The organism is Mycobacterium dioxanotrophicus (assembly GCF_002157835.1).
In the GTDB taxonomy this organism is placed as follows: Bacteria; Actinomycetota; Actinomycetes; order Mycobacteriales; family Mycobacteriaceae; genus Mycobacterium; species Mycobacterium dioxanotrophicus.
In genome coordinates this window covers 100,356-123,739 of sequence record NZ_CP020810.1, presented here as the reverse complement: position 1 = coordinate 123,739, position 23,384 = coordinate 100,356, and the positions used below count along the sequence as shown (strand labels likewise).

Genomic DNA, 23,384 nt, shown 5'->3' with positions numbered 1-23,384 from the left:
AAGCGCGGTCGTGCAACGAGTTTCCATCGTCTGAGGAGCTGCCCACACGATGGTCGTACTCAACAACGCACTGTGTGCCAGCACGCACACGAGCTCCCAGCACTGATCGTCGCTCGCCGACCTGGGCCCAACCCTGGCGACCTGTTCCCATGGCTAGACGCGCCCCGCGATTTCAGGATCCGAAACGCCACTTCCCCTGCGGATTCGCCCCACAACGGCTGAACTCAAGGTCATGAAGACGCTCCAGGACTGTTCGACCAAACAGATCCGCGCGCGCCGCCCCGGCCATAGCGAAACCAACCGGGAGCGAGATGGTCGCGGCCGTCCTGGACGCCTACCTGCCCAGCAGCGGGGGACCGGCCAAGAAACCGAAGTAGCAAGCTGGGGGAGTGTTTCGGCTCCCTCCCACAATCCAGGACTGGCACCGCAAGACAGGACAGGTCCGAATCCTCGGAGCTAGGTCTGGTCGCGCCGCGGCGTGCTGTGCCGGCGGGAGACGACGTGGTGAAGATGTTGGGCTGTTCAAGCCTCGTCGCTTCCGCCCAAGCTTTGTCCTTATCGGTAATCCGCGCCGAGGTGGTCGCTTCGCCCGTGTCCCGGTCGACACAGACCACCAGTAGCCGTCACTCATGGTCACGCTGCTCCGTTTGCGGACACGGGGATCCCGTCATGCCAAGCCACATGGGGAAACACGGGACGGCCGCCGAGGCGGGTTCGAGGTCACTCATCGGTGGATCCGCCCTCGTGGTTGAGTGCGGCTTCCGCCCGCTGCAGCGGCGTGCCGGGCAGCGTCTCGGGGGTTGGCGTTTCCGCGATCGTTGTTGCGATCGCGGTGTCGATCGCTCCGACGGCCCAGGTTCCATGCGGCGTTTCTGGTGCCTCATGCAGGGGAGTGTCGAGGTCGATTGTGACAGTCACCGGAACGGGCAGCCTGAGCGCCGCGAGACGCTGCCGAATGGCCTGGGCGATCCGTTCCGCGTATTGGGCGAGCTCGTCGCGCTGAAGGGTTTCGAGGCGGCCTCTGAGTACCTCGATAGCCGCTAGAGCGTCCTCGGCGGCGTGCTCTTCGGGGGTGAGGTCTGTCGGGTTGTCTTGTTCGGCCGCTAGCGTTGCCTCCATCTCCGCTACCGTCGGTGTCGGTGGGGGAGTGCCTTCGATGATCTCGACGCCCAGATCGGTGTAGTACTCCCGCATTTTCGTGCTGAGCTCACGGCCCGGGTAGCTGTACACGTGAGTGGGTCTGATCGCGTTCTCTCGGCGTTGGAGTTCGGTCTCGGCGGCATCCAGTTCGTCGAACCACGATGACGAATCGGTGTCAGCCAGGATCCGTTCGGGGTGCACGACGACATTGACCGGTTCGGTGCGGTGGCGCCACAGATCCCATTCATCGTGGCCCACAGCAGCATTGAGGACGTCGCGGACCGCCGCGGCTTCCCAGGACCCCGGTCGCCCAGCCAGGATCGCGTCGATGCCACCGATGTTGGCAGCCGCTGCGGCGAGAGCGTCGGTGACGAACGCGGCCCAATCGATCGGTATGCCATCAGCGCCGAGGTCGGGTTCCCAAGAGCCGTCAGGGGTTTGACGTACTGGCTGGTTGGTCAGCCGGGCTGCTTCGGTGAGCACTCGCACCGCATCATCGAGGACCACTCGATACGGTCGCGCGGCCAGGCCGCCGCTGCCGCCGCTGTCGGCATAGCCCGTGTCAGCCAATACCGCGTCGAGCACTTCTCGATACGGCCGGCCGATCGTCGCGGCCAACGCGTCGAGCGTGGCTCGCGCCGGCCATCCGCGCACACCATTGGAACGCCACTGGGACAAGTTCGCCCGAGTGACACCGACGCGTCGCGCGAGCTCGGCGTCGGTGACGTCCGGATGAGCACTTTTGAACCAGTCGAGCAGGTCGACCAGGCGGCTGCTGGGAGTCATGCAACCAAGCATGAGCCACAAGACAACGTGTGTCAATGGCGACTAACCAAGTGTGTTAAGTATCGTTAAACCGACATAACATACATTATCGGCCCGAATTTAGGCCTTGACTAGGGTGTAATACAGGCCTACGGTCGAACGTATGAGGATCATGCCGATCTCACGGCTGAAAGACAAGATCAACGAGTACGTCGACGCGGTGTCACAGACGCACGACCAGATCACCATCACCAAGAACGGTGCGCCAGCCGCAGTCCTTATCGGCGTCGACGAGTGGGAAGAGATTCAAGAAACCCTGCACTGGCTCTCGAAGCCAGGAGTCCTCGCATCGGTCGCCGCGTCCGAAATCGACATCGCGGCCGGCCGCACCTACGGCGCGGACGAGATCCGTTCCGCCTACAACGTTCCACAACGGCCGAGCTGACGTGAGCGGCCACGATGACTCCTACACGACCAGATTCACCGCGACCGCCCGCCGAGACCTCGACCGCCTACCGCCACGGATCGTGTCTGCGGTCATCGAGTTCGCCTTCGGTGATCTCGCGCGCGAGCCTCGTAAGGCCGGCAAACCGCTGCGGCGCGAGCTGGCCGGACAGTTCAGCGCCCGCCGCGGCCCCTACCGCATCCTGTACCGCATCGACGAGGCTGCCCGCACCGTGTTTATCCACCGCGTCGATCACCGCGACGACGCGTACCGGCGCCTCTGACGACGCCACTTTCGTCACCGTGACGAATTATCTGCATCTAGTTGGGCCGTCCAGTCGGACACGAATCGTTTGTCACACCGGAATGGCATCATCAAGCTATGAGCGCACGTACCAAGGCCAAGTAGGAGAAGCACGACCTCGGCACGAGCCGGTCTACGAACCGTGAACCTCAACTCTGCCCTCCCGCCGCATAGGTAATGGTTGTTTGTCGGTGGGTGGAGTTATATTGGTGGCAATCGCCATGTCACGCGGCGGGAGCTGCGATTCGGTGTGGGCCGCGACCCTGCACCATCGGAGCAGTCAGTCCCCAAAGGGATCGTGGCATTCCTTCTGCACTGCGCGATAGCAGGTGGTCGCGGCACCAGCGACGCGCACGGTGACAGGAGGTTGTCATGACTGATTCCGCCCGGCTGAAGAAGCTGGCCCGCCAATACATGCAAGCCCATCCTGGGGTGCGCTACCAGCAGGCCCTCGCGGCAGTGCAGGCCACGTTATCGAGCACTGCAGGTGCGCCCACCGAGCGGGAATGGCTGCGCCTGGTGGGCGGCGTTCCCAGCGCCGAAGCGTTGGCCACACGTTGGTCGAACACGTTGGCATCACACCATTTACGGTGGCCGATCGGCGTCCAGCTGATTCCGGGCGACGAGCCCGAAGCGGTGTGGGTTGACCTGGTGCAGCGGGCGCTGGGCGGCGATGGCGTCCACCTCGGGCTCGTGGGCTGGGGCCCCGACACCGGAGCTGTCCTGCAGACCATGGTGACCAGCCTGGCTGCATGGCATGGACCGGAGCGGCTGCAGTTCGCCTTGGCCGACTCCACCGACGGCGGCACATTGGCCGCAGTTACGAAGTTCCCACACCTCGCCTTCACCGCCCAGAATGTGCGTCAGGACCGTCCCAACGCCGCCGCCTTGGTTGATTTCCTGCAGCAGGAGATGAGTCGGCGCCACCATCTACTCGGACTGACCCACTGCATGGACGTCTACGACTACCGCAGTCAAGCAGCGGAGGACGGAGCTGCCCCGCTGCCGGACTTGCTGATCATCCTCACCGACGTCGACAGGCTCATGGATGAGCATCCCGCGGTGGCTGAGGTTATCGAGGCGGTAGGGCGCACAGGTCGCGCGCTGGGAATGCGACTGGTGGTCACGGTGGACTCGGCTCCGGCACAGCCAGACTCGCGCGGGTTGTCGCGCATTGTTGGACAGATCGACCCCTGGCTGTTGGGACCCACCGGCAGCGGCTGGCCCTTGTCACCCGGCGCCTTGTCTTCGCTGGACATGTTGGGGCCGGGAGCAGGGTGTCTGGCGACCGCGCACGGCGGCGACGACGACGGTCAGGGGCTGACCCCGGTCAGGGTCTTTCCGAAGATGAAATCTGAAGAGACGCGCGGGCTTTGGCGGCGCATCGAGTCGATGTCCGCAGCTGCTCCCCCTTCCCCCGCTGCGCCCGGCCAGGAGCGGGTCTAGGCGCTCAGGTCGCCGGGGCCGGGGCAGTCAGCGGCTCAGCCCTTGTTCGTCGGCGCGGCGGTCGCTGCGCTGGCGCCGGCGCTGCTGCTGTTCGGTCCACCACTGCTCCTGCTCGGCAGTCAACCCGCCGTTGCCCTGTTCGTGGTGGTTCTGCTGGTGGCTGTGGTTGGGGTGGTCGCGCTGCTGCTGTTGGGTGGGGATGAGTGTGGCCAGGTGGGGGTGTTCGCGCCAGGAGTCGCCGTTGATGGCGCTAAGTGAAAGTGCTCAGTCTCGCTAATTGAAAGTGCCCAGTTGGCAGCGGTGGTTCGGCGTGTCGTCGGACTGCTTGTCGGGGTTCTGCTCATCGTCAGCGGAGTTGTGTTTCCGCTGATGAATGGGAGGGCCGTCGTTTGCTGTCGCTGGAGGGTGATGTGGAAGCGCATGCGCTTCGGGAGCAGGGTTGGTCGATATCGGCGATCGCTCGCCATCTCGGGATCAATCGCCGAACCGTTCGGGCCTATCTGGCTGGGGAACGAGTACCCGGGCAACGCCAACGCTCTGAACCGCTGGTGATCGATCCGTTCGTCGAGTACTGCCGGATCCGCCTGGCTGACGATCCGCACCTGTGGGCCTCAACCCTGTTCGACGAACTCGTCGAGCTAGGTTTTACCGGCTCGTATCCGTCGCTGACCCTGGCAATCCGAAACCTGGGGCTGCGACCGCATTGCGAGCCGTGTCAGTCGGTCAAGGGCCGCGACGTCGCGGTCATCGATCATCCGCCCGGGGTCGAGACTCAGTGGGACTGGGTCGAGCTGCCCGATCCACCAGCATCGTGGGCGGCTGACCGGCATGCCCACCTGCTGGTCGGGGCGTTGGCCCATTCGAGCCGCTGGCGCGGGGCGCTGGCCCCGGCCGAGGACTTCGCGCACGTCGTGGAAGCGATCGAGGCGGTCAGCATCCGGTTGGGTGGGGTCACCCAGCGGTGGCGGTTCGACCGGATGGCCACGGTATGTCATCCCGAATCGGGCCGGATCACCGCGGCGTTCGCCGGGGTGGCCAAACACTACGCTGTCGCCGTCGATGTGTGCCCGCCACGACGGGGCAACCGCAAGGGTGTGGTGGAGAAGTCCAATCACGCTGCCGCCCAACGCTGGTGGCGCACCGTCACCGACGACACCACGATCGAGCAAGCCCAGGCGTCGCTGGACCGGCTGTGCGTGAAGCTCGACGGGCGCCGCCGGCGCCGCGACGGGCAGGCCACCACCGTCGGCGCCCTGGCCGATGCCGAACCACTACGGTCACTGCCGACGGGTTCGTATCCGGCCGAGTTGACCGAACACCGCATCGTCACTCCACAAGCGTTGGTGTCCTGGCGGGGCAATCAGTACTCGGTGCCGCCGGGGCTGGCCGGGGCCACGGTGACCGTCACCCACCGCCTGGGCTCTGACACCGTGCAATTGACCACGGCATCGGGAGCCGTTGTTGCCGCGCACCGCCGCGCGGTCGACGGCAGCGGCGCGGTGGTGCGCGATGCCGGTCACGTCGTCGCGCTCGAACAGGCAGTGCTATCGGGTTCTCGACGGCCAGGCCTTGCACTCATAAGACCCGGCGACCGCCCTCGGTGGCCGCCGTTGCCGAGGCCGCGCGGCTGCGTGGTGCCCGGCGAACGATCCCGCCCAGAAGGTAGTGATCGATCTGGCCGTCTATGCGGCGACCGCAGCACGGCTATCCGTTGTTCCCAACACCATCCAACCGAACAGAACCAGGAGTAACCCCTTGAGCAAAACCGTCCCACAGATGAGCGAAGCCCGCCGATACCAACAACTCCGGGCACATCTGTCCTATCTGAAACTCGGCGACGCAGCCGAAGCGCTACCCGCATCCTCGATGCCGCCCGCGCCGAAAACCTGTCCCTGACCGCCGCTTTGGAGCGGCTGTTGGAGATCGAGGTCAACGCCACCGAAGCCCGCCGGCTGACCTCACGGTTGCGGTTCGCCTGTCTGCCCGAACCCTGGACCATGGCCGATTTCGATTTCGCCGCCCAGCCCGGGGTCGACGCCAAACTGATCAACGACCTGGCCAGTCTGCGCTTCCTCGACGACGCGGCCAACGTGCTGTTCGTCGGCCCACCCGGGGTCGGCAAGACCATGCTGGCCGTCGCGTTGGCCCGCGGCGCGGTCGAGGCCGGCCACCGGGTGTATTTCACCACCGCCGCCGACCTGGCGGCCCGCTGCCACAAAGCCGCCCTGGAAGGCCGCTGGCACACCTGCATGCGGTTCTTCGCCGGACCGAAACTGTTGGTGATTGACGAACTTGGCTACCTTCCGCTGCCCGGCGATGGGCATCCGCGTTGTTCCAGGTGATCAACCAACGGTATCTGAAGTCGAGTACGATTCTGACAACCAATGTTGGGATCGCTGACTGGGCAACCGCTTTCGGAGACGCCACCGTCGCAGCCGCCATGTTGGACAGGCTACTGCACCGCGCCACCGTGGTCGGTATCGACGGACCCAGCTACCGGCTGCGCAACCACCAAGCCACCGCCGAAACGATGCGTAAGGCGGTCGCCGCCCATGTCAGCTGAGACCCGTTCCTGCCAAGCCTGCTGGACCGAATTCACCGCCACCACACCGACCAAGATCTACTGCTCAGACCGCTGCCGCAAACACGCCTGGGAGCAACGCAAACACAGCGACACCGCCGCCACCGTCACCGAGGCCCGGCCACCCGCCCCACAGCCGGCCGCCACCCGTTCCTGCCCGCATTGCGGCGAACCCATCACCATCGTCGCTTTGCTGACCACTCCAGAAGCTGCCCGCCCCAGCACCCCCGGCGACGGCACAATCGTTCCCCTGCAACGACGAACCTGCTAACCTTAGCCACTCAAGCCAACTGGGCAATTTCGCTTAGCATCTCTGGGCAGTCTTCTTTAGCGCCATCACCGTAGATGGCGTGGCCTGCCCACAGGCTGATCGCGGGTACGGCGGGCCCGGTGAGCTGCAGGGGCGGGGTGTGGTCTTCGTCGAATGACATGACCAGAGTGCGGGCGTGCGGGTGGGGGTAGAACTCGGCGAGGTCTTGGTACCAGAACGACACGTAGCCGCCGTCGGGGCGGCTGCACATCAGCCGCAGGTTGGTGGTGAGCACTGCGGTTTGCCGGTGGTTGCGCCAAGTGGGCTGGGCGTCCTGCTCGGCGCGGCGTCGTCGGCCACGGTTGATGGCTCCTTGGGTGGCCATTGCTCCGGCCATGAGCAGCGGGTTGACGAAGAAGGGGGCGCCGGCGCGGTCGAAGTGCCCGTCGCCTCCGACAAGGCGGCTGTAGTTGGCGGGGGCGCTGAGCCTGGTCACCTCGTTGGGCTGTAGCAGTGGGCCGTGGGTGGCGACCACGGGTGGTTCTGCTCCCCTGCTCAACGCGGCGGCGCAGCCTTGGGTGTAGCTCCACCATGGGTCGTCGGGCTGGCGCCGTTCGGCGCCGGCGGCCGCGGCCTGCGCTGGGGTGCGTTCCTGGCCGTTCATCACAGGGCCAGCCCGTCGTCGTTGTCTCGGTCTTCCTCCGCGCCTTTGTCCTGCTGGGAGGCAAGGTATTCCGCGGCGCGGGCGCGTTCGGCGATCTTTTGGGCGAAGCGGTATTGCTCGGCGGTGTCGAAACCGGATTCCTCGAGGAGGAACGGGGTGGGGTTGAGGTGCAGCGACCATCCGGGTTCTCGGCCGGCGGCCCGCATGCGGTGCTGCGCCTCGGCGGCTTTGGCTTTGGCTGCTTCGGATTCGGCTTCCAGCCGCAGCATTGTTGTCAAGGTGGCGTGTTCTTCTCGCAGCCCGGCCAGTTCGTCGCCGCGGTCGAACGCCTCGACCTCAGTGGTTTGGAGGTCTTCGATGGCGCCGGCGATCTGGTCGTGGTTGCGCTGCAGCCGCTGGTGATGGTTGGGCAGGTCCTTGTAGAGGTTCTCCACGCGGGTGAGTAGACCTCGGCTTTTGGCGCTGCCGCTGTCATCGAGACTGCCCACGGTTGTGTGCAGGTCCGTCACTGTGACGTCGATTTCGGCTGACGGTACTTCGGCTTTGATCCACAGTTTCGAGTTCAGGTGGTCGCGGCGTGCCAGGAGCCCGACACCGTTGATCGAGGCGTTGAGCGGGCGGTTCTCGTAACCGGGGGCGTTCTTCATGGCGTGGTAGGTGTTGCGGCAGACGGTGGCGAACGCTTCGGCGGCGTCCTTGCGCTCCGGGTAGCGACGGCCTTCGACCAGGATGGTTGGTCGGGTGTCGGGGTCGCGGGCGGCGACGTCTTCTGCCACGGGCGCCAGGGCCTGCAGGTCGGAGGCGACGATGGCGAGCTGGCGTTGGTTGGCGGCGATTTCGCGGTCGCGGCTGGCCAGCGTCTCGTGGTGGGAGCGTTCCAGTGCGGCGAGGTGGTCGATCTCGTCTTGGAGCTGCACTTGCCGCACGTAGCGCGGGTCGCCGGTGGCGATGGCCTTGGTCTCGGCGGCGCTGGCGCTGAGGTCTCCCCCGCCGACGTCCTCGACTTCATCGACGGCGATGTCGGCGCGTTTGACTTGCTCGATGAACAGCGATTTGGCCTCGATTTTCTGCCACATCACCGTGTCGTAGCTGCCTTCGACGACGTAGTTGAAGATGTGGACCTGGCGATTCTGGTTGCCTTGGCGGATGATGCGGCCCTCGCGCTGCTCCAGATCGGCTGGGCGCCAGGGCACATCGACGTGATGTAGGGCGACCGCGCGGGTCTGCACGTTTGTCCCGGTGCCCATCTTTTCTGTCGAGCCGAGTAACACCGACACCATCCCGCGGTTGCATTCATCGAACAGTCGCAGTTTGTCTTCGGGTTTTTCCGCGTCGTGAATGAACCGGATTTTCTCGGCCGGCATGCCGCGGGCGATGAGCTCGTCGCGGATGGCGGTGTACATGCCGAAGCTGTCTTTGGGTTTCCCGGCCTTCTTGGTCGGTGTCCCTCGGTCGCAGAACACGATTTGCAGGGCACCGGGATTAGGCATGTCGTGGCCGTGCTGGGGGTCTTTGTAGATGCGGTCGGCGGTGGCTTTGTGCACCGCCATGATTTGGTCGGCCACGGCCGCGGTGCGTGAGTGGGCCGGGGCGGGCAGGTGGACCATCCTCGGGTCGAGGCTGGCCTCTCGGCCGTCGTTGCTGATCTTGAGGATGTTGTCGCGGGCCATGTTCTTCGGGTCGATGTCGGTGGCCCGGTAGCCCAGGTCGGTGATGAAGTCTTTGAGTTCCTGATCGGCCGGGATGTTGATGATGGTGCGTTTGCCGCCGACCAGCTCGGGTAGCTCGACTTTGGCTTGGTCGAGGACCTGGTCGCGGGTGATGACGTCGGTGAACACCGATGACAGCTTTAGCAGCTCTTGCAGGTTGGTGAACTTGCCGACGCGGGTGACGGGTCTGAGCTGGGTGCCGGTGGCGTTGACTTCGACGGTGTTGATGGTGGAGGTGAAGGCTGCTCCCCAGTCGTTGAGGTGGAATACGCCGGCGTCGTCGAGCAGGTCGGGGCGCAGATAGCGCTGCATGACATACATTTCGCCGAGACTGTTGGCGACCGGGGTGCCGGTGGCGAAGGTGGCGACCCGCTCATCGGCCGGGGTGGGTTGGCGGCCGGCGGCAAGCGCCTCTTCGCGGCGGCGATGGCGCAGCATGTCCATTTTCATCGCCAGGTCGTCGGCACGTTCAGATCCGTTGGGGCAGGCCAATTCCTTGACTGCTGACAGCCGTGTTCTGTTTTTGAACATGTGGGCTTCGTCGACGAAAAGGTAGTCCGCGCCGGTCTGCTCGAAACGCAGGCCGGTGTCCTTGCTGGCCTGATCGGTGAGGTCTTTGAGTTTGGTTTCGTAGCGCTGCAGCGCTTTTTCCAGACGCTTGACGCTGGTCGGGGTGGTGTCTTCGGTGGTGGCGCTGAGTGCCTCGCGCAGGATTTCCAGTTCGCGTTCGATATAGTCGCGTTGCACCTCGGGCCCGACCGGGATCGCCTCGAACAGTGACTGCGGCACGATCACCATGTCCCAGTCCGAGGTGGCCGACTGGGCGACGAAGCGGCGGCGGCCTTCGGGGTCGGTTCCCGGTGCGCCGAGCAGGATTTCAGCGCTGGGGTACCACCATTTGGCCTCCTTGCCGACCTGCTCGATGATGTGGTTGGGCACGATGATCCAGGGTTGGCGTGCCAGCCCGAGTCGGCGCAACTCCATGGCGGCCATGAACATGGTGCCGGATTTTCCTGCGCCAACGACGTGGTCGAGCAGCACGTTGGGTTCGGCGATGATGCGTGCCACCGCATCTCGTTGGTAGGGGTGCGGTTCGAAGCGCTTCGACAGTCCGGGCAGGGTCAGCGCGGCACCGGAGTATTTGGGTGCCCGCAGGCAGTTGAACCGTTCGTTGTAGACCTTTACCAGTTCGTCGCGGCGGGTCTCGTCGGCGAAGATCCACTTCTGGAACGCCTCGCTGATCTTGGTGGCTTTAGCCTGCGCGGCTACGGTGGCGTCGCGGTTGACGCCGGTTCGGCCGGTGCGCTCGGTCTCCTCGGCGGTGTACTTGACGACGATTTCTTTGTTGTTGCACACCATTTCGAGCAGGTCGATGGCGTCGCGGTTGTCGTAGCGGGTTCCCCAGGTTTCGAAGAAGCTGGCATGCGCCCGGTCATGGTTGGGGCATTCGATGGTCCACACGCCCTGGATGTGGTCGACGGTGACGCGGGGAATCTTGTGCTCGGAGGGTGCGAAGGTTTCGCGGGCGAACTGGGCGACGTAGCGTGCGTCGATCCAGGGCGATCCGGGGCGGGCGCTGATCTGGCTGGCCTGCCGGTCGACGGGCTGCACTTTGCGCAGCGCATCGACGTATTCGTGGTAGCGGGGATCGTTTTCGGCGGCCTTTTCGGCTTCCCGCAACTGGCGGCGCACGTTGCCTGACAGGGCGGCGGTGGCAGGGATCAGCACGTCGGGGTCACGCAGCGAGGGAAATACCAGGCCGCGCAGGTGTTCGCGCGCGGCGGCCTTGTCTGTGTCCAGCAGCGTGGCGATGTGGTCGAGGTCGACGCCGCCGTGCTGGTCGAGGCTGATGGCCAGTGCTTCGTCGGCGGTTTCGGCGCGGTCGCGGACTGTGGGCGGCCCCAGCAGGTCGACGCTGAAGATCGGTGCCTTGCGGACCTCTTTGGTCTGCTCGTCGTAGGTCTCCAGGGCCAGCACCGTGGTCCAGGACGGGTCGTTGCGTAGGGCTGTGACGATGTGCGGGCGCAGCTTGTAGGGGTTGGGGGTCTCCCAGGCTTCCTGGTCCCACTGCTCGAGGAGTTCCTCGGGGACACGGTCGGCGTCGGGGTTCTTCTTGCGCCACGAATCGATCTTCTTGCCGAGCTTCTTGTCGTGTTTGTCCTGGGTGATCTCGGCGGGAGTGCTCCACTTGAACCGTTGGATCGGGCCGTGGCGTTTGACGTAGGCGTCGTAGAGGCGGTTGAGCTGGCCGCGGAGCTGCTCGCGTTCCTGCGGTGGCAGCCCGTTGCGCTGCGAGGCCACCACGGCGTTGGCGGCATCACGTAGCGCCAGCAGCTTGATCGTCTCGTCCTTGCGGCTCTGGTAGACCTTCGTTTCCACCCACGAGTCGCGGTCCCAGGATTCGAACCGGTCGGCTTCGGCGTTGAAGCGCAGCGTGCCGTAGGCGGGCAGTTGGCCGGCGGTGGCTTTGGTCAGCAGGCCGGGATCGAAGCTGACCTCGCTGACGTCGGTGAGGCTGGCCGGGCTGGCGGTCAGCGCGCGATCGCTGTCAACCGCGGCATCGACGATGCTGCGCAGGCAGCGGGCGACCTGGTCGGGGACCGCCGACGGGTCCATCGTGCGGACCTGCAGGGTGGTGCTGCCGTGGATGCCGTGCCCGATCATCGGGGTGCCGAGCATGTATTCGGGATGCTCATGGAAGTAGGTGTTGACCGGCAGCGACGACTCGCGCCCATCGTCTGTCACGAGGTCCATGTCGGCTACGGCCAGCCAGCCGTCCTCCCCCACTGCGATCTCGCGGTCGGCCTCGCGGCGGCGAAGCACGAGGATGTCGGTGACGACCTCGGTGCCGGCTACCCGGCGGAACGCGGCAGTGGGCAACCGCACGGCGCCGAGAAGGTCAGCGCGGGCCAGGATTTCACGCCGGGCCTTATCGTCGACGTTGTCCATCGTGTAGCGGCTGGTGAGCACCACGACGTAGCCGCCGGGGGCGGTCAGATCCAGCGACTTGACGATGAAGTGGTTGTGGATGGACAGCCGTTTCGGGTTGTAGGAGGGGTCGCGCAGCGCGAAGTCCCCGAACGGCACATTGCCGATGACGGCGGCGAAGCTGCCGTTGGGCACGTTGGTGGTTTCGAAGCCCTCGGAACGGATTTGGGCCGACGGATACAGGTGGGCGGCCACCGCGGCGCTGATCGGGTCTTTCTCCACCCCGACCATCTGGGCGTTGCCGGGTGCCAGCCCGATGAAGGTGCCCGATCCGCAGCCGGGCTCCAGGACGCGGCCGCCGCTGAATCCGGCGTGCTGCACGGCTTTCCACATGTGTTCGGCGATGGCCGGGTCGGTGTAGTGGGCGTTGAGGGTGCTGGCGGAGGCCGCCCGGTACTGCCGCTGTCCCAGCACCTCCTTGAGGTATTCACGCTGAGACTCGTAGGTGTCCTTGCGGGTGTCGAAGACGTCGGCGATCGCGCCCCAGCCCGACCAGCACGCCAGGGTCTGCTGCTCGGCGGCGGTGGCGGGGCGTCCGTCGCGCTGCAGCCGCGTCAGGGTGTCGATGACGGCGATGTTGGCCAGCAGCCGGGCCTTGGTGCCCGACGGGACGCGGATGTCGGTGCCGGGCTGGAAGTCCACCGCTGGTGGGTGCACCACCTCCTCCGGCTGCGGGGGCGCGGTGGCCTCGGCCGGGGCTGGGTGCTCGGCAACGACGTCGGTGTCGACAGCAGTGGCGGCGGTGTCATGGTCGACGGCGGGGGCGGTGGTATCGGGTACTGCGCTCAGGTGCGGCCGGTTTTGGGCTGGCTCGGCCGCGGCGGGGGTGTCGGCCAGCACCGGCGGCACTAGGGCCAGTGCCGGTCGCTGCGGGGGGTTGAGGGTCAGCGAGTCGACCGCCGGCGGAGAGGTCTCCTGGGCCTGTTCGTTGGTGGCGTCGCGGTCAGGGTGGTGCACCGGGGGCAGTGGGGCGCCACCGGGGTCGATGACCCGGGGATCGGTGGGCAGGTCGAAGCTGTCCTCGGCGAACAGCGCCAACTGCGGGTCGTCGTACTCGCTGCGCTGACGCGCCTTCTTCTTGCGGGTTACTCGATCGGGTACCCGTCGGCCCTCAGCTCCTCCTCCACCTGCGGGGTGAGTCGGGGCACCAGGTGGTGGCGGGGGCTGGTGGGTATTGGACGGCCTTCCTCCGCGCGGGTCGCGAGCAGGTAGGCGGCCTTGACCCGAAACATCACCGAGCGTTGTGGCCACACCGTGTCGACCAGATCCTCCACGGCCTCGCTGGGTTCGGTCCGGTAGCGGACGTCGCGCCACCTGTCCTGCCAGCTCACCTCGGGCCTGGGCCGGCTGGCCGGCTCCGGCTGATCGTCGGCCGGGGTCGGAATCAGTGCGTACAGTTCCTGCCGCACGACCGCTTCCCGGGCGTTCTCCAGCGCTGTCTCGTGCAGGCCGACCGTGGTCTGATGGTCGGGTTCCTGGCCGGGGTGGGCCGTCCGCCACCGACTGATCGCGTCCTGCGCCAGGTCGATCGACAACGCTGCGGCTTTGTTGTCCAGCCGCTCGGTCACCAGGTTGAGAAACGTCTCGGTCTGCTCGCTGGACCAGCCCGTCGGCAGGCCGAGCTGCCGGTAGGCGGCCTGCACCGCCTCGCGCATCCATTGGCTGCTCACGGGCTTCATTATCGATGCGTTGATGCTGAACAGATCCGGTTGCTGCTGGTCGCCCATAGCAGCCTCCCTACGGCCATACCGCTAGTCATGGATTTCTCCCTTACCTGCGGCATCACCCTCATCGGGGCTGCCCGAATCTGGACCTGGCACGGATCGCCGTGCCGGATCCCCCACTTCTGCTATGGCGACGTTGACACGGGTCAAAGCCTCATCGACGTCGGACAGAAGTTGCGCCACGCTCTGGGCCTGGCGGTTGAGTCTGATCTTGAATGCCTTCATGGTGTCGCGGAGCGCGTTGAGCGGCACCAGCGCGGGATGGGCGATCGCGGCGCCGATGCGCACCGGGGCTCCCCCACGCAGCACGGTCAGCGCCGACCCGCGTTCCCACATTAGAAACCGGTCGATACGGTCGAGCGTCTCGGCGGTCGGCACGTATCCGCGCTGGCCCAGCGTCGCCAACGTCGAGCGTCCGGGGCCACCGATCGCGGCGAACTTCGACTTGGTCATGTTCAGTTCGCGCAGCCGACGCTCGATCGCGGTGACCAACCCGCTGTAGTCCCACTGGGCGGGGTCCTCGTTGGGGTCGAACAGGGTGTCGAGGGTGACCCCGGACTGTGCCTGCTCCTCGGGCAGGGTCGACTTCGGCAGCTGGCTGTACACACCGCGCTCGCGCGGCACCGGGTCGCCGCCGTGCAGAACGGCCTTGGCTGACCCGGGCTCCCACACCAGCAGGTCATCGAGTTTGGTGAGGGTCTGCAGGTTCGGGACACGATCTGCGTCACGCAGGCTGGTCAGGGTTGAGCGCGATAGGATTCCAAGCTTGGAGGCGCCAAGGAGGCTGAACCCCAGCTCGCGTAGACGAATCTGCATCTGCTGGGACAACCGTTTGACGTCGGGTTGCCCGCCGGATTCCGCGTCGGGCTCAACGGCCTCGATGATCGCCTCCCTGGGTCCGCTGCTCAACAGGACCACAAAGGCCCTAATTGTCCCCAGATATTACATGCCTAACACGCATACAGATAGGTCAACGTTGCGCAATCGTCAATCGCCTTTGTGCAACGGATTGATCAACACCCCGGTCGTCTCGGACGCCGCGCACCTCGACAGCTAGAGGTAGCCCGGCCTCAGGCGGGTCAGGCGGTGGTGCCCCGCGAACCTCAGGACGCCTAAGAAGCCCATTAGCCTGCGCTGCGGGTTGCGGTTCGTGCCGCGTCGAGGATTTCGTCGACGATGGTGTGGTGGACCTTGTGGTAGCGCCCGATCGTGCTTGGCGGTGTGCCGGAGTCGTGCTGGGCCAGCATCGCGGCAACGATTTCGGGGTGCTTGGTGGTGGGGTGTCGTTTCATCCGGCCCTGGGTTACGCCGCTGTGGACAAGATTCCTGGCCAACGGCAGCCATTTCTGGATTTCCGTGGTGTCCACGCTGTAATGCGCAGGTACGCGCACCTGATGCGCGGATGTGCGGTTTGGCACGGCGGCCAATGTGCGCGGGTCGGTGTGCGCGGGACTTGGCTGCCCGGGATCGGATGCGCTGCGCGTGTGCATGTGCGCGGCTCCTGCGGGCGGGTGCGGTCGCGCCATCTGCGCTGTGTTCACCGCCGGCGTTGATTGGGAGGTCGGTGGTTTCGGCGGCGTCGGGCCTGGGTCATGATCGGGTCCCCCGCTCGGCGCGGGGTGCTCGTCGGGCCATGGTGAGGGCTGGCGGAAGGTGCAGAGTTCGTGGGCGTGATGCAGAACAGATAGGCGGGCGAGCATCTTATCGCGCATGTCCGGGTCGTCGGCAACGTTGGCGGCCAAAAGTGCCCGCTGTAGGCGTGCTTCGCGTGACCAGCGCCAGCGTCGGGGCATGCTGAGTTGAGCGGCTCGGAAGGCGGCGCGGTCGCGCGTGCGCTGCAGTGCGTCGCGCTCGTCGTCGGCTAGGCCGAGCCGTGAGAGCATCCGTTCCCGTAACTCTCGGCCGATGCGGGCCGGGGTGCCTGTTCGATGGTGGCGGGCGCGAAGCTCGAGGCCGAGCGCGAGGTGCAGCATGATCGCGCCGAGGACTGGCCCGAGGATCACACGGGCAAGGCCTTCCTCGAGGTCGCTCATCGCCCAGGCCATGTAGCCGGAGACGGCGCACATTGCCCACACGACCATTCGGAACGGTCCGGGGTGGCCGGTGCGGCGCACGTTCACAGCCATGCCCGCACCGGAGACGATCAGCGCCAACTCGGCGACGGCGAACATGATGTAGCGCTCGCCGTCGGCGGTGGGAATATTGAGTACCTCGTCGAAAAAACGCCACGAGGTGTTGAGGCTGACAGGCAGGGTGGCCAGGGCGGCAACGTAGCACGCGATGGTGACGCCCGATGCACGTTGCGGCGGGTGCGGGGGCGCTTCCAAATGTGTGTGCTGGGAGCGGGCGGTGTCGACTTGCGGCGGGCTGGGCTGGGCCGCCTGATGAGGCTGGCGCGTCGGCTCAGCGGAAACGGTCATCGCGCTCTCCGTAATCGAGGGCAGGGGACTTACCACGCGGACAACGAGCCGGCCGCGCCACAATGGCACTATACCGGGTTTAGTGATCGTTGTCAGTACGAGATAAGGCTTTCCGAAGCCCGGCTGCGGTGAGGCCGGCCTCGCGCTGCAGTTCGCTCCAGGTAGCGCCTGCCTCCTTGGCCTGACGAATCGCTTTGTCCCGCAGCGCAATGTGGCGTCTGCGATCCGCGTCGATCCGATCTAGCTCGCCAGCTTGGGCGCGAACACGCCGCAATGCTGCAGCTTTCTGGGCATCCATAACACCGGACATTTTACCTGGTTTAGCGCCGGTTTCCGCGAGCGCCACCACACGCGCAGAGCGCGGCGATGTGCATTGTGCGTTCTGCGCGTTGCGCGCCGCGCCGTCGGGCCGGGCCCGGCCATACTCCGGGCTCACGCCAGCGCCGACCATGTGCGCCGCGCATCACTGCTCACCGACCCTCTCCCCCGGCGCATGGCGAGGTTCGGCTGCCCCCTGCGCGCAACGTCCCCCGGCATGTTGTGCGCCGCGCAGGTGATTCTGCGGTGGGCCCCCCGGGTCATGTGCGGCGCACAACATCACTGCGAGCGTCGCGTCCCGGTTAGGTACGCCACCCATCAACCCACCCGGCCCGGCGCGACCACGTCAGTGTTCTGCAACATCGCCGGCAACATTGGATGCAACATCGGGCGCAACATGCCCGCCAATCCCCCGCCGCGATACCCCATGGGCGCGAGCATTGCGACCTGCGAAAACGGCGCTGAACGGCCGTGGCGCCACGAACGCGGACTCCCCTATATGCCTGGTGCCGTGCCGGGTTCTGACATGTGCGACGGCACGCAGAGCCCCCGGCTTTGGGTACACATCCTCCCGGACTGGGGATATGGTCCGCAACATCAGACACCACGGCGGTATGCAACATGGTACGCAACATGCGGCGCAACAGGATATGCAACATGGCGAGGCGCACACGTTCGCCCATGCCGGATGTCGCTGTTGTGCGCCGCTACGGCTTGTGACGCGCATCGCCCACTTCGTGTGCCGTCGACGTGCGGCGTGCATATATGGCGCGGTGGTAGAGCACGGAGGTTACGCGCTTGGGTGCGCCGCACCTGTGCGGCGCGTATGGGCGGCGCTGTGATGCGCCGCTGTGATGGAGCGATGACGTGCGGCGCGTATGTGCGCATGTGCTGTACGACACGGGGGTTTGTGCTATGGTGAGCCGCAGTGAGTTGTGTTGTGGTGCAGCAGTATCTGTCACCACGTGGTGGCTCACAACGCTGAGCGATGTTGCATGGCGACGCGGTGCGGCTAGTAGGTGTGGTGGTCTGATCCGCCGCACGCGGGGATGGAAGGGGCTTCCCAATGCAAGGGACGGCGGTGCAGCAAGGGACAGGGCTGGAGCGCATCGGGCTGACGGGCTCTGCTCTGGACACGTTCTGTGTGGACGTGGGCGCTAGCCCGGATTACGTCCTCGACCTGTTCAACCGGCTCATCATCACCATCGCGGCGTGGAAGGGCGGGGTCGGCAAGACCGAGCTGGCCAAAGAGCTGGCATGGCTACTGGACGGCGTGCTGGTGGACCTGGACTGGGATGCCGGCGGCGCCACCCGGGCGTGGGGATATCGCTACGAGACGCGGACGAACGCGCCGCTGCTGGACGCGCTGGAGCGCGGACGGTGTCCACGTCCGCTGTCCGGGCGGGGGATGCGGGCCGACCTGATCCCGTCGCACCCTGACTTCGCGGTTAATCAGCCCTCGGGCCCCGATATGGCTGCCGCGCTGGAGAAATGGTCAGCCGAGCTGAAACGTCCGCTGATCATCGACACCCATCCTGGTGGTGTCCCGTCCACGGTGGGCGCCGCCAGCGCCGCTCATGTGGTGGTGGTGCCGGTGAACCTGGAAACGCGTGCTCTGGCGGCGACAGAGCAGATGACCAACGAGTTGCAGGGTGGGTATCCGCTGCTGTTGGTGCCCAATCGGGTTGAGGCCGCTCCCGAGCCTGAGGTCAGTCGCCTGGAGAAGATCAGCACAACCTATGGCATCGAGGTGGGCCCGCCGGTGCACAGCCATGCATTTCTGAAGCGCCGCAAGCTTTCAGGGGCGGTGTGTGCACCGGGCCGGTCCGGTCAGATTCCGGCCTCCAGTGCGAGGTTTGTCGCGGAGGTCAAGGACGTTGCTCGCACTGTGTTGACCCATGCGGTGCGCAACGCCATGGCACAAGACCAGCAGGATGAGGAGGCGTTGTTGTGAGCGAGACTGCTGTCAACGGCGGTGGATTGAGCAAGCTTCGGGCGGGCCGGCAGCGCCGGGCCGGGCAGGTCCCGCCGCCGCGGCATCCCGCGGCGGCGCCTGCCGCCACCCCCCAGGACCCGGTGAGCGCCGAGACGACCGTGCCTGCTGCGGGCAACGCTGTGACCAGCAGCGGAGCTACGCGTGCTGGACGTGGCGCCGACCGTGACACCGCAATCCCACCTGCGCGTGCCGCGGACACGGAGGTATCGGCTGGTGCGGGTGCGGCGCAGACCTCCGTAGAAGCTCGTGATGAGCGCGCGGGTGTGGCGCATACCGTGGGGCGGCGACCGCTGCCGGATCTGACCATCGACTGGTCCGATCCGGTGATGCATGTGGTGCGCTCGACCCGCCTCAGCGTGGCCAGTTCGGTGTTCGATGCGTTCAAGGCGGCCGCCGAGCAGCCAGGGCAGCCTCCGCAGACGTCGCTGATCATGGCGGCGGTAAGTACTCACCTGGCACGATTACCCGAGTTGGTGTTGGCGCGGCGCCCAGATGAGCACACCGACTTCACGTCGTTTTATCGGCGGCCGACGGTTGCGAGCAGGAACAGGACCGACCCGCAGGTGCCGCTCTATATCCGCCCAAACGGTGGGGAGGACCAGGCACTCAACCGCATTGTCGCCTGGGTGAATGCGATCATCACTGACGGACATCCTGGACGTCGGGAAGCGTCGCGTTCCGAGATTGTCTCGGCGGCGCTGGCCGCCGAGTACGTGCCGAAGCGCTGAAGCGCGGAGCCGGTCGAGCGCGCGCACAAGGAGCAGCTTCGACCGATCGTGCCTGGCGACCGGCTATTTGGGGCAGGCTGGCACAGCCTCTTCGATCGTCAGCTGAGCGTTCGTACTCGGGTCCCGTCCGGTCTCGACGGTGACATCCGTCAGGCTGATGAACCCCGCGTCATTCGGCGTTTTTCCCTTGTAGTGGATCCACACCCATTTCGCGTGGTCATGTGGCCAGTTCTGCCTGGGTTCGGGTGATTCCCGGATACATATGACCCTGATCGGTGTCTGGGTCGGCAAATGCCAGATCGAGTTTGGAGGAACACGGTCGCTGCTTTGAGGCACCTGGGCGTACACGCGGATGTCGAATGGTGAAAACGTCTTTCCCGGCAGACCGAGGTCACCTGCGGCGTTCTGCGAGGACGCGGCCGATGTGGAACGAGCCGTCACTCCGCCGCCGACCCCACACCCCACCAGGGTGCAGCACACTGCGACGCCAGCCGCGACGGTCACAGGTCGCATGCCGAGGCATCCCCCTTCCCACTACTCACTTACCAACGTTAACCCCTGGAGAACTGGTCAGCACCGCACCACGACGGCGCCCAGCATTTCCCACAGCAGGGTCAGTGCCCGGCGCTCAATGACGAGAGTTTCGTCGTCTTCTCCGGTGTCGGTCGGTGTGTCGTATCCGGGCATTGGGGGAGGGCCGGTGGCCAGTACTGATTGCAGGTAGGCCGCGTGCATCGCGAGGGCGCGATCACGTCTGGGGCCGCGCAGGTAGGCCTCGTCGGCGGTCTGTGCGAGAAGCAGGTGTGCTTGCTCGTCATGTTTGTTGTCGAGCCACTGGTGCCAGGCGTTGCGTTCGGCGCGGTAGCGCTCGATGCGGTCTTGGCGGGTGTCGTGGAGTCTGTGGCGGGCGGCGATGGCGTCAAGGGTGGTGGGGCCGGGCCCGACGCGGCCGCGGCCGGTGACGGCGATTAAGCCGGCGATCTGTAGGTCGAGGATGATGGCGTCGCCGGTGCTTCGAGTGACTGCGGCCGCGGCGTAGATGTCGGCGCGGTCGGTGAGGCCGTGGTGCACGACCAGGTCGTGGATGCGTTGCAGTCGCCAACCCAGAATCTGCCAGGCGTCGTGTACGGGTTCGATGCGGATCCGCTCGGCCGCGACTATGTCGACTGTTTGGGCGCCTTGCCTGGTCAGGGCGTAGGCGTCGGCTTCGCGGCCGACGGCGCGGCGGGTCAGGATCAGCGGAGCGCCGACACGGTCTCGCACGTCGCGCAGGACCTTCCACACCGCGTCGGCGGTCATCAGGCCGGCCGCCAGCGACAGGCTGCGTCCTCCAACTGCGACCACCCAGACACCGTTGACTTGCTCGCCTGATTTCATCGCCAGGTAGGCCAGCGCCTGCAGGACTACCTTGACCGTCCACCGTTGTCGTCGGCCTTGGTATTCGGCATCAGCCCAGCGGAATGCGTAGGCCAGCCAGCGACGCAGTTCCACGGGTCCGCTGGCTCCGCGCGTTGCTGGGCCGGCTGCCTTTGATGTCGTCCCCCCCGGTGATTCTTTCTGTACCTTGTGTTGACGGTGCCGGTGAATGAGCACCATTTCGTAGTAGTGGTTGATTGCTTTGCTGAAGTCCCTGCTCAGGGCTTTGTCGGCGCGGCTGGCGTAGCGGTTGAACGCTGCTCCCAAGCCGCGGTGCCAGGGGCCGTTCGGGGCGATGAGTGCGCGTAGATCGTTGAGGGTGTAGCCGCGCATGACGGCGTGGTAGATCACCGACATCCGGGCTTCGGAGTGGGTGGGCCAGGCGCGTCCAGCCGATCCGGTGGGGTCGCCGTGGATGGCGTAGTGCAGCACTTGGGCCGGGATGGGCGTGGGGTTGGTGTGGGCAGGCGCGAGGCGCAGGTCGTCGCCATTGCCCGTGGTGAACTGTGCCAGGGCGGGGCAGTTGTCGGGGGCTGTGGTCTCTGCGGGAGTGGGCTGCCGTTTGAGGATGCCGAGGTGGGCGTAGAGGGTCGGCAGGAAGTCTGGGGTGGAGCCGTCGGCGATAGTGTCGAGGGCATCGCGCAGACTGCCGAGTAGCTGGCGGTGGCCACCCTGCTTGTCGAGGGTGCCGGGCAGGCTCAGGCATCCGGTCGCGATGTTGCCGTTGGGTGAGGTGTCCAGGGTCGGCAGGTGTGCGGCCAGGACCGCGGTCAGGTGCGTGATCTCGGCGTGGGTGGCGCTGGTGGCTGGCGCCAGCGGGCAGATGATGTGCATGCCGCCGTTGGTGGAGCGGTCGACGATGAGGCGGCCGCCGGCGGCTGTGAGCCAGTGGCGTGCGATCTCGACGTCACGCTCCACCGCAGCGGGCCCGCCGCGTGTGGAGTCGAAGTCCAACGCCAGGATGCGGGTGGTTGCGGCGTGCTCGGTGTAGAGGTAGACCGCTGCGGGTCGGCCCGGCAGTTTGCGCGTGAGCTGGCGGCTGGTGCTGAACTTGCCCGTCTTCGGGTTGTACAGGCGCATGGTGGTGCGCCCCGGGGCGCTGAGCAGCGGCGCCAGTGCAGCCCACACCTGGTCGGGAGTGGGTGAAGGTGACACATGGTGTGCCACGGTTACACCGGCCGCCTGGGGGTCGGTGCGTAGGTCACCCCAGGGTCGGGGGTGCGTGAAATGTCACGGTTTCTGCACAGACCCTGCGCCAGTTCTGGAAAGAATCGCGGGTATGCGCTACCGTGAGACGAGTCGTGCAAGACAACGTCCCTTCGGGGAAAACGGGTGCGGACCCGGATTCGAAGCCACCAACTTCGAATCGAAACCGGAACTAGGCCCCCTAGCGGGGCCTTTGTTCATTTCCGGGTGGAATCCGCACGCCAGCTATGGATTTGTCACATCTGCCCCCAAGCGCAGTCATCCAAGACGAAGGTGGGGGCCGGTGGGTCATATCGCCAACGGCAGCCCCTCACTGCGCCCGGGCGCATCGACGGTTAGGTCCAACTCGTTGAGGTCGAACCGGTACAGGTCGGTCATCAGCTCGGGCATGCCGACGTGCACGCACAGCACATCACCGACGTAGCGGCCCATGGAGATGCCGAGCATCGTGGCACGGGTCCTGATCACGTTGTAGACCTCGCGCGGGGCGATGGCCTTGACGAAACTGGGCGCCTCCAGCGCTTCGACGTAGGAGGGCCGTCCCGAATCCGGCACCGCGGGGGGCAGGTTGCCAAGGTCCAGTCCGTGGAGTTCGCGGACAAGATGATCCAGGCCGACGTGCTCAGACAGCACGTCTCCGGCATACTGCGCCACCCCGACGTGAAGCAGTGCGGCGCGTTCGCGAACCAGGGCGCACACGACCGGGTCCGGTAGGGCCATGATCTGCGCGCGGTCTCCCTTGTAGGTGCTGCGATGGCGACGAGGCATCTCCATAACAGGTCACTCTTTCATCTCGGAACCGACCTACCCTGTAAGCCATTCCCGCGTGTCTTGCACACACTCCCTTGCGCGTGATGAGACGTACAGTACACAATAGAGCAGTTCGTGAACATGTTAGGCACGTCGGACGGGCACGAGAGAGGCTGAACCGTTATGAGCACTGATCAGATCAGTCTGGACCCTGAGGCCGCGGCGGCCCTGGCCGACCGTTGGGACACCTACGCCGACGAGCTGGCTCAATACGTGGCGTCGACACAGCCCGACATCGAGCAGTTGAGCAGTCAGCTGGGGCCGATCTACTCGGCGTTCATTCAGGCCAAGGCGCTGGAGACGACCGAACGCGGTCTGAGTTATGAGCGCGTCATCGCCTGGGCTCGTGCGCACGCGCAGAAACTGCGTAATCATCGGACGGGATTCGAGGTCGCTGACGGCGACACCGCCCGCGCCATCGACGCCGCGGTGCAGATCTGACCTCACGCGTGTGACGTGGGGATGGGTCTGAACC

At 65.9% G+C, this 23,384-nt stretch carries 17 protein-coding genes and 2 pseudogenes; 10 read left to right on the top strand and 9 right to left on the bottom strand.

The window, feature by feature from the left end; genetic code table 11:
* Nucleotides 1-720 precede the first annotated feature (720 nt).
* Nucleotides 721-1,926: a helix-turn-helix domain-containing protein gene (locus BTO20_RS40060; protein ID WP_198344622.1), complete on the bottom strand. Its 1,206-nt coding sequence runs from the start codon at nucleotides 1,924-1,926 to the stop codon at nucleotides 721-723.
* 142 nt (nucleotides 1,927-2,068) lie between these two features.
* On the opposite strand from BTO20_RS40060, the gene BTO20_RS37225 reads away from it, so the two are divergent.
* The 7 genes and pseudogenes from BTO20_RS37225 to BTO20_RS37195 all read left to right on the top strand — a co-directional run bounded on the left by BTO20_RS37225 (nucleotide 2,069) and on the right by BTO20_RS37195 (nucleotide 6,951).
* Nucleotides 2,069-2,350, top strand: a complete 282-nt coding sequence (locus BTO20_RS37225; protein ID WP_087083422.1) for a type II toxin-antitoxin system Phd/YefM family antitoxin — start codon at nucleotides 2,069-2,071, stop codon at nucleotides 2,348-2,350.
* A gap of 1 nt (nucleotide 2,351) precedes the next feature.
* Nucleotides 2,352-2,633, top strand: coding sequence for a type II toxin-antitoxin system RelE family toxin (locus BTO20_RS37220; RefSeq protein WP_087083420.1), 282 nt, complete (start codon nucleotides 2,352-2,354; stop codon nucleotides 2,631-2,633).
* Between the two features lie 392 nt (nucleotides 2,634-3,025).
* Nucleotides 3,026-4,099, top strand: a complete 1,074-nt coding sequence (locus BTO20_RS37215) for an FtsK/SpoIIIE domain-containing protein (RefSeq protein WP_087083418.1) — start codon at nucleotides 3,026-3,028, stop codon at nucleotides 4,097-4,099.
* 42 nt (nucleotides 4,100-4,141) lie between these two features.
* Complete coding sequence (locus BTO20_RS37210) at nucleotides 4,142-4,357, top strand: hypothetical protein (protein ID WP_087083416.1); 216 nt, start codon at nucleotides 4,142-4,144, stop codon at nucleotides 4,355-4,357.
* 131 nt (nucleotides 4,358-4,488) lie between these two features.
* A pseudogene (locus BTO20_RS37205) lies at nucleotides 4,489-5,815 on the top strand (Mu transposase domain-containing protein); the annotation flags it as partial.
* 60 nt (nucleotides 5,816-5,875) lie between these two features.
* A pseudogene (gene istB, locus BTO20_RS37200) lies at nucleotides 5,876-6,662 on the top strand (IS21-like element helper ATPase IstB).
* A complete protein-coding gene (locus BTO20_RS37195) occupies nucleotides 6,652-6,951 on the top strand; it encodes a hypothetical protein (RefSeq protein ID WP_087072533.1) in 300 nt (99 codons plus the stop codon). Before istB ends, BTO20_RS37195 begins: the two are co-directional and overlap by 11 nt.
* A 10-nt stretch (nucleotides 6,952-6,961) precedes the next feature.
* Here BTO20_RS37195 and BTO20_RS37190 read toward each other — a convergent pair whose 3' ends face one another.
* The 6 genes from BTO20_RS37190 to BTO20_RS39695 all read right to left on the bottom strand — a co-directional run bounded on the left by BTO20_RS37190 (nucleotide 6,962) and on the right by BTO20_RS39695 (nucleotide 16,871).
* The gene (locus tag BTO20_RS37190; RefSeq protein WP_232491342.1) at nucleotides 6,962-7,594 is read right to left on the bottom strand and encodes a hypothetical protein; all 633 of its coding nucleotides are present in this window, start codon (nucleotides 7,592-7,594) and stop codon (nucleotides 6,962-6,964) included.
* Nucleotides 7,594-13,329, bottom strand: a complete 5,736-nt coding sequence (locus BTO20_RS37185) for a helicase-related protein (RefSeq protein ID WP_087083414.1) — start codon at nucleotides 13,327-13,329, stop codon at nucleotides 7,594-7,596. Before BTO20_RS37185 ends, BTO20_RS37190 begins: the two co-directional genes overlap by 1 nt.
* 47 nt (nucleotides 13,330-13,376) lie before the next feature.
* Nucleotides 13,377-14,018, bottom strand: a complete 642-nt coding sequence (locus BTO20_RS37180) for a hypothetical protein (protein ID WP_232491341.1) — start codon at nucleotides 14,016-14,018, stop codon at nucleotides 13,377-13,379.
* A 24-nt stretch (nucleotides 14,019-14,042) separates the two neighbouring features.
* Nucleotides 14,043-14,933: a hypothetical protein gene (locus tag BTO20_RS37175; RefSeq protein ID WP_232491340.1), complete on the bottom strand. Its 891-nt coding sequence runs from the start codon at nucleotides 14,931-14,933 to the stop codon at nucleotides 14,043-14,045.
* A 206-nt stretch (nucleotides 14,934-15,139) separates the two neighbouring features.
* Nucleotides 15,140-16,435, bottom strand: coding sequence for a hypothetical protein (locus tag BTO20_RS37170; RefSeq protein ID WP_087083412.1), 1,296 nt, complete (start codon nucleotides 16,433-16,435; stop codon nucleotides 15,140-15,142).
* Nucleotides 16,436-16,514: 79 nt separating this feature from the next.
* Nucleotides 16,515-16,871 (bottom strand): hypothetical protein, encoded by a 357-nt coding sequence (locus tag BTO20_RS39695; RefSeq protein WP_157680453.1) that lies wholly within the window; start codon nucleotides 16,869-16,871, stop codon nucleotides 16,515-16,517.
* 963 nt (nucleotides 16,872-17,834) lie between these two features.
* On the opposite strand from BTO20_RS39695, the gene BTO20_RS37165 reads away from it, so the two are divergent.
* Complete coding sequence (locus tag BTO20_RS37165) at nucleotides 17,835-18,707, top strand: ParA family protein (RefSeq protein WP_232491339.1); 873 nt, start codon at nucleotides 17,835-17,837, stop codon at nucleotides 18,705-18,707.
* On the top strand, nucleotides 18,704-19,477 hold the full coding sequence (locus BTO20_RS37160; RefSeq protein ID WP_087083408.1) for a hypothetical protein: 774 nt from the start codon (nucleotides 18,704-18,706) through the stop codon (nucleotides 19,475-19,477). Before BTO20_RS37165 ends, BTO20_RS37160 begins: the two co-directional genes overlap by 4 nt.
* Before the next feature lie 570 nt (nucleotides 19,478-20,047).
* Here BTO20_RS37160 and BTO20_RS37150 read toward each other — a convergent pair.
* The gene (locus BTO20_RS37150; RefSeq protein WP_232491338.1) at nucleotides 20,048-22,048 is read right to left on the bottom strand and encodes a hypothetical protein; all 2,001 of its coding nucleotides are present in this window, start codon (nucleotides 22,046-22,048) and stop codon (nucleotides 20,048-20,050) included.
* A gap of 339 nt (nucleotides 22,049-22,387) precedes the next feature.
* On the bottom strand, nucleotides 22,388-22,873 hold the full coding sequence (locus BTO20_RS37145) for a hypothetical protein (RefSeq protein ID WP_087083402.1): 486 nt from the start codon (nucleotides 22,871-22,873) through the stop codon (nucleotides 22,388-22,390).
* 159 nt (nucleotides 22,874-23,032) lie between these two features.
* Between BTO20_RS37145 and BTO20_RS37140 the strand changes: the two genes are divergently transcribed.
* Complete coding sequence (locus tag BTO20_RS37140) at nucleotides 23,033-23,350, top strand: type VII secretion target (protein ID WP_087083400.1); 318 nt, start codon at nucleotides 23,033-23,035, stop codon at nucleotides 23,348-23,350.
* The last annotated feature ends 34 nt before the right edge of the window (nucleotides 23,351-23,384 follow it).

What these genes read in the sequence shown, in the direction of transcription:
- BTO20_RS40060 (WP_198344622.1), bottom strand. Translation starts at nt 1,926, where the DNA reads ATGACTCCCAGCAGCCGCCTGGTCGACCTGCTCGACTGGTTCAAAAGT.
- BTO20_RS37225 (WP_087083422.1), top strand. Translation starts at nt 2,069, where the DNA reads ATGAGGATCATGCCGATCTCACGGCTGAAAGACAAGATCAACGAGTAC.
- BTO20_RS37215 (WP_087083418.1), top strand. Translation starts at nt 3,026, where the DNA reads ATGACTGATTCCGCCCGGCTGAAGAAGCTGGCCCGCCAATACATGCAA.
- BTO20_RS37195 (WP_087072533.1), top strand. Translation starts at nt 6,652, where the DNA reads ATGTCAGCTGAGACCCGTTCCTGCCAAGCCTGCTGGACCGAATTCACC.
- BTO20_RS37190 (WP_232491342.1), bottom strand. Translation starts at nt 7,594, where the DNA reads ATGAACGGCCAGGAACGCACCCCAGCGCAGGCCGCGGCCGCCGGCGCC.
- BTO20_RS37180 (WP_232491341.1), bottom strand. Translation starts at nt 14,018, where the DNA reads ATGGGCGACCAGCAGCAACCGGATCTGTTCAGCATCAACGCATCGATA.
- BTO20_RS37170 (WP_087083412.1), bottom strand. Translation starts at nt 16,435, where the DNA reads ATGACCGTTTCCGCTGAGCCGACGCGCCAGCCTCATCAGGCGGCCCAG.
- BTO20_RS37145 (WP_087083402.1), bottom strand. Translation starts at nt 22,873, where the DNA reads ATGGAGATGCCTCGTCGCCATCGCAGCACCTACAAGGGAGACCGCGCG.
- BTO20_RS37140 (WP_087083400.1), top strand. Translation starts at nt 23,033, where the DNA reads ATGAGCACTGATCAGATCAGTCTGGACCCTGAGGCCGCGGCGGCCCTG.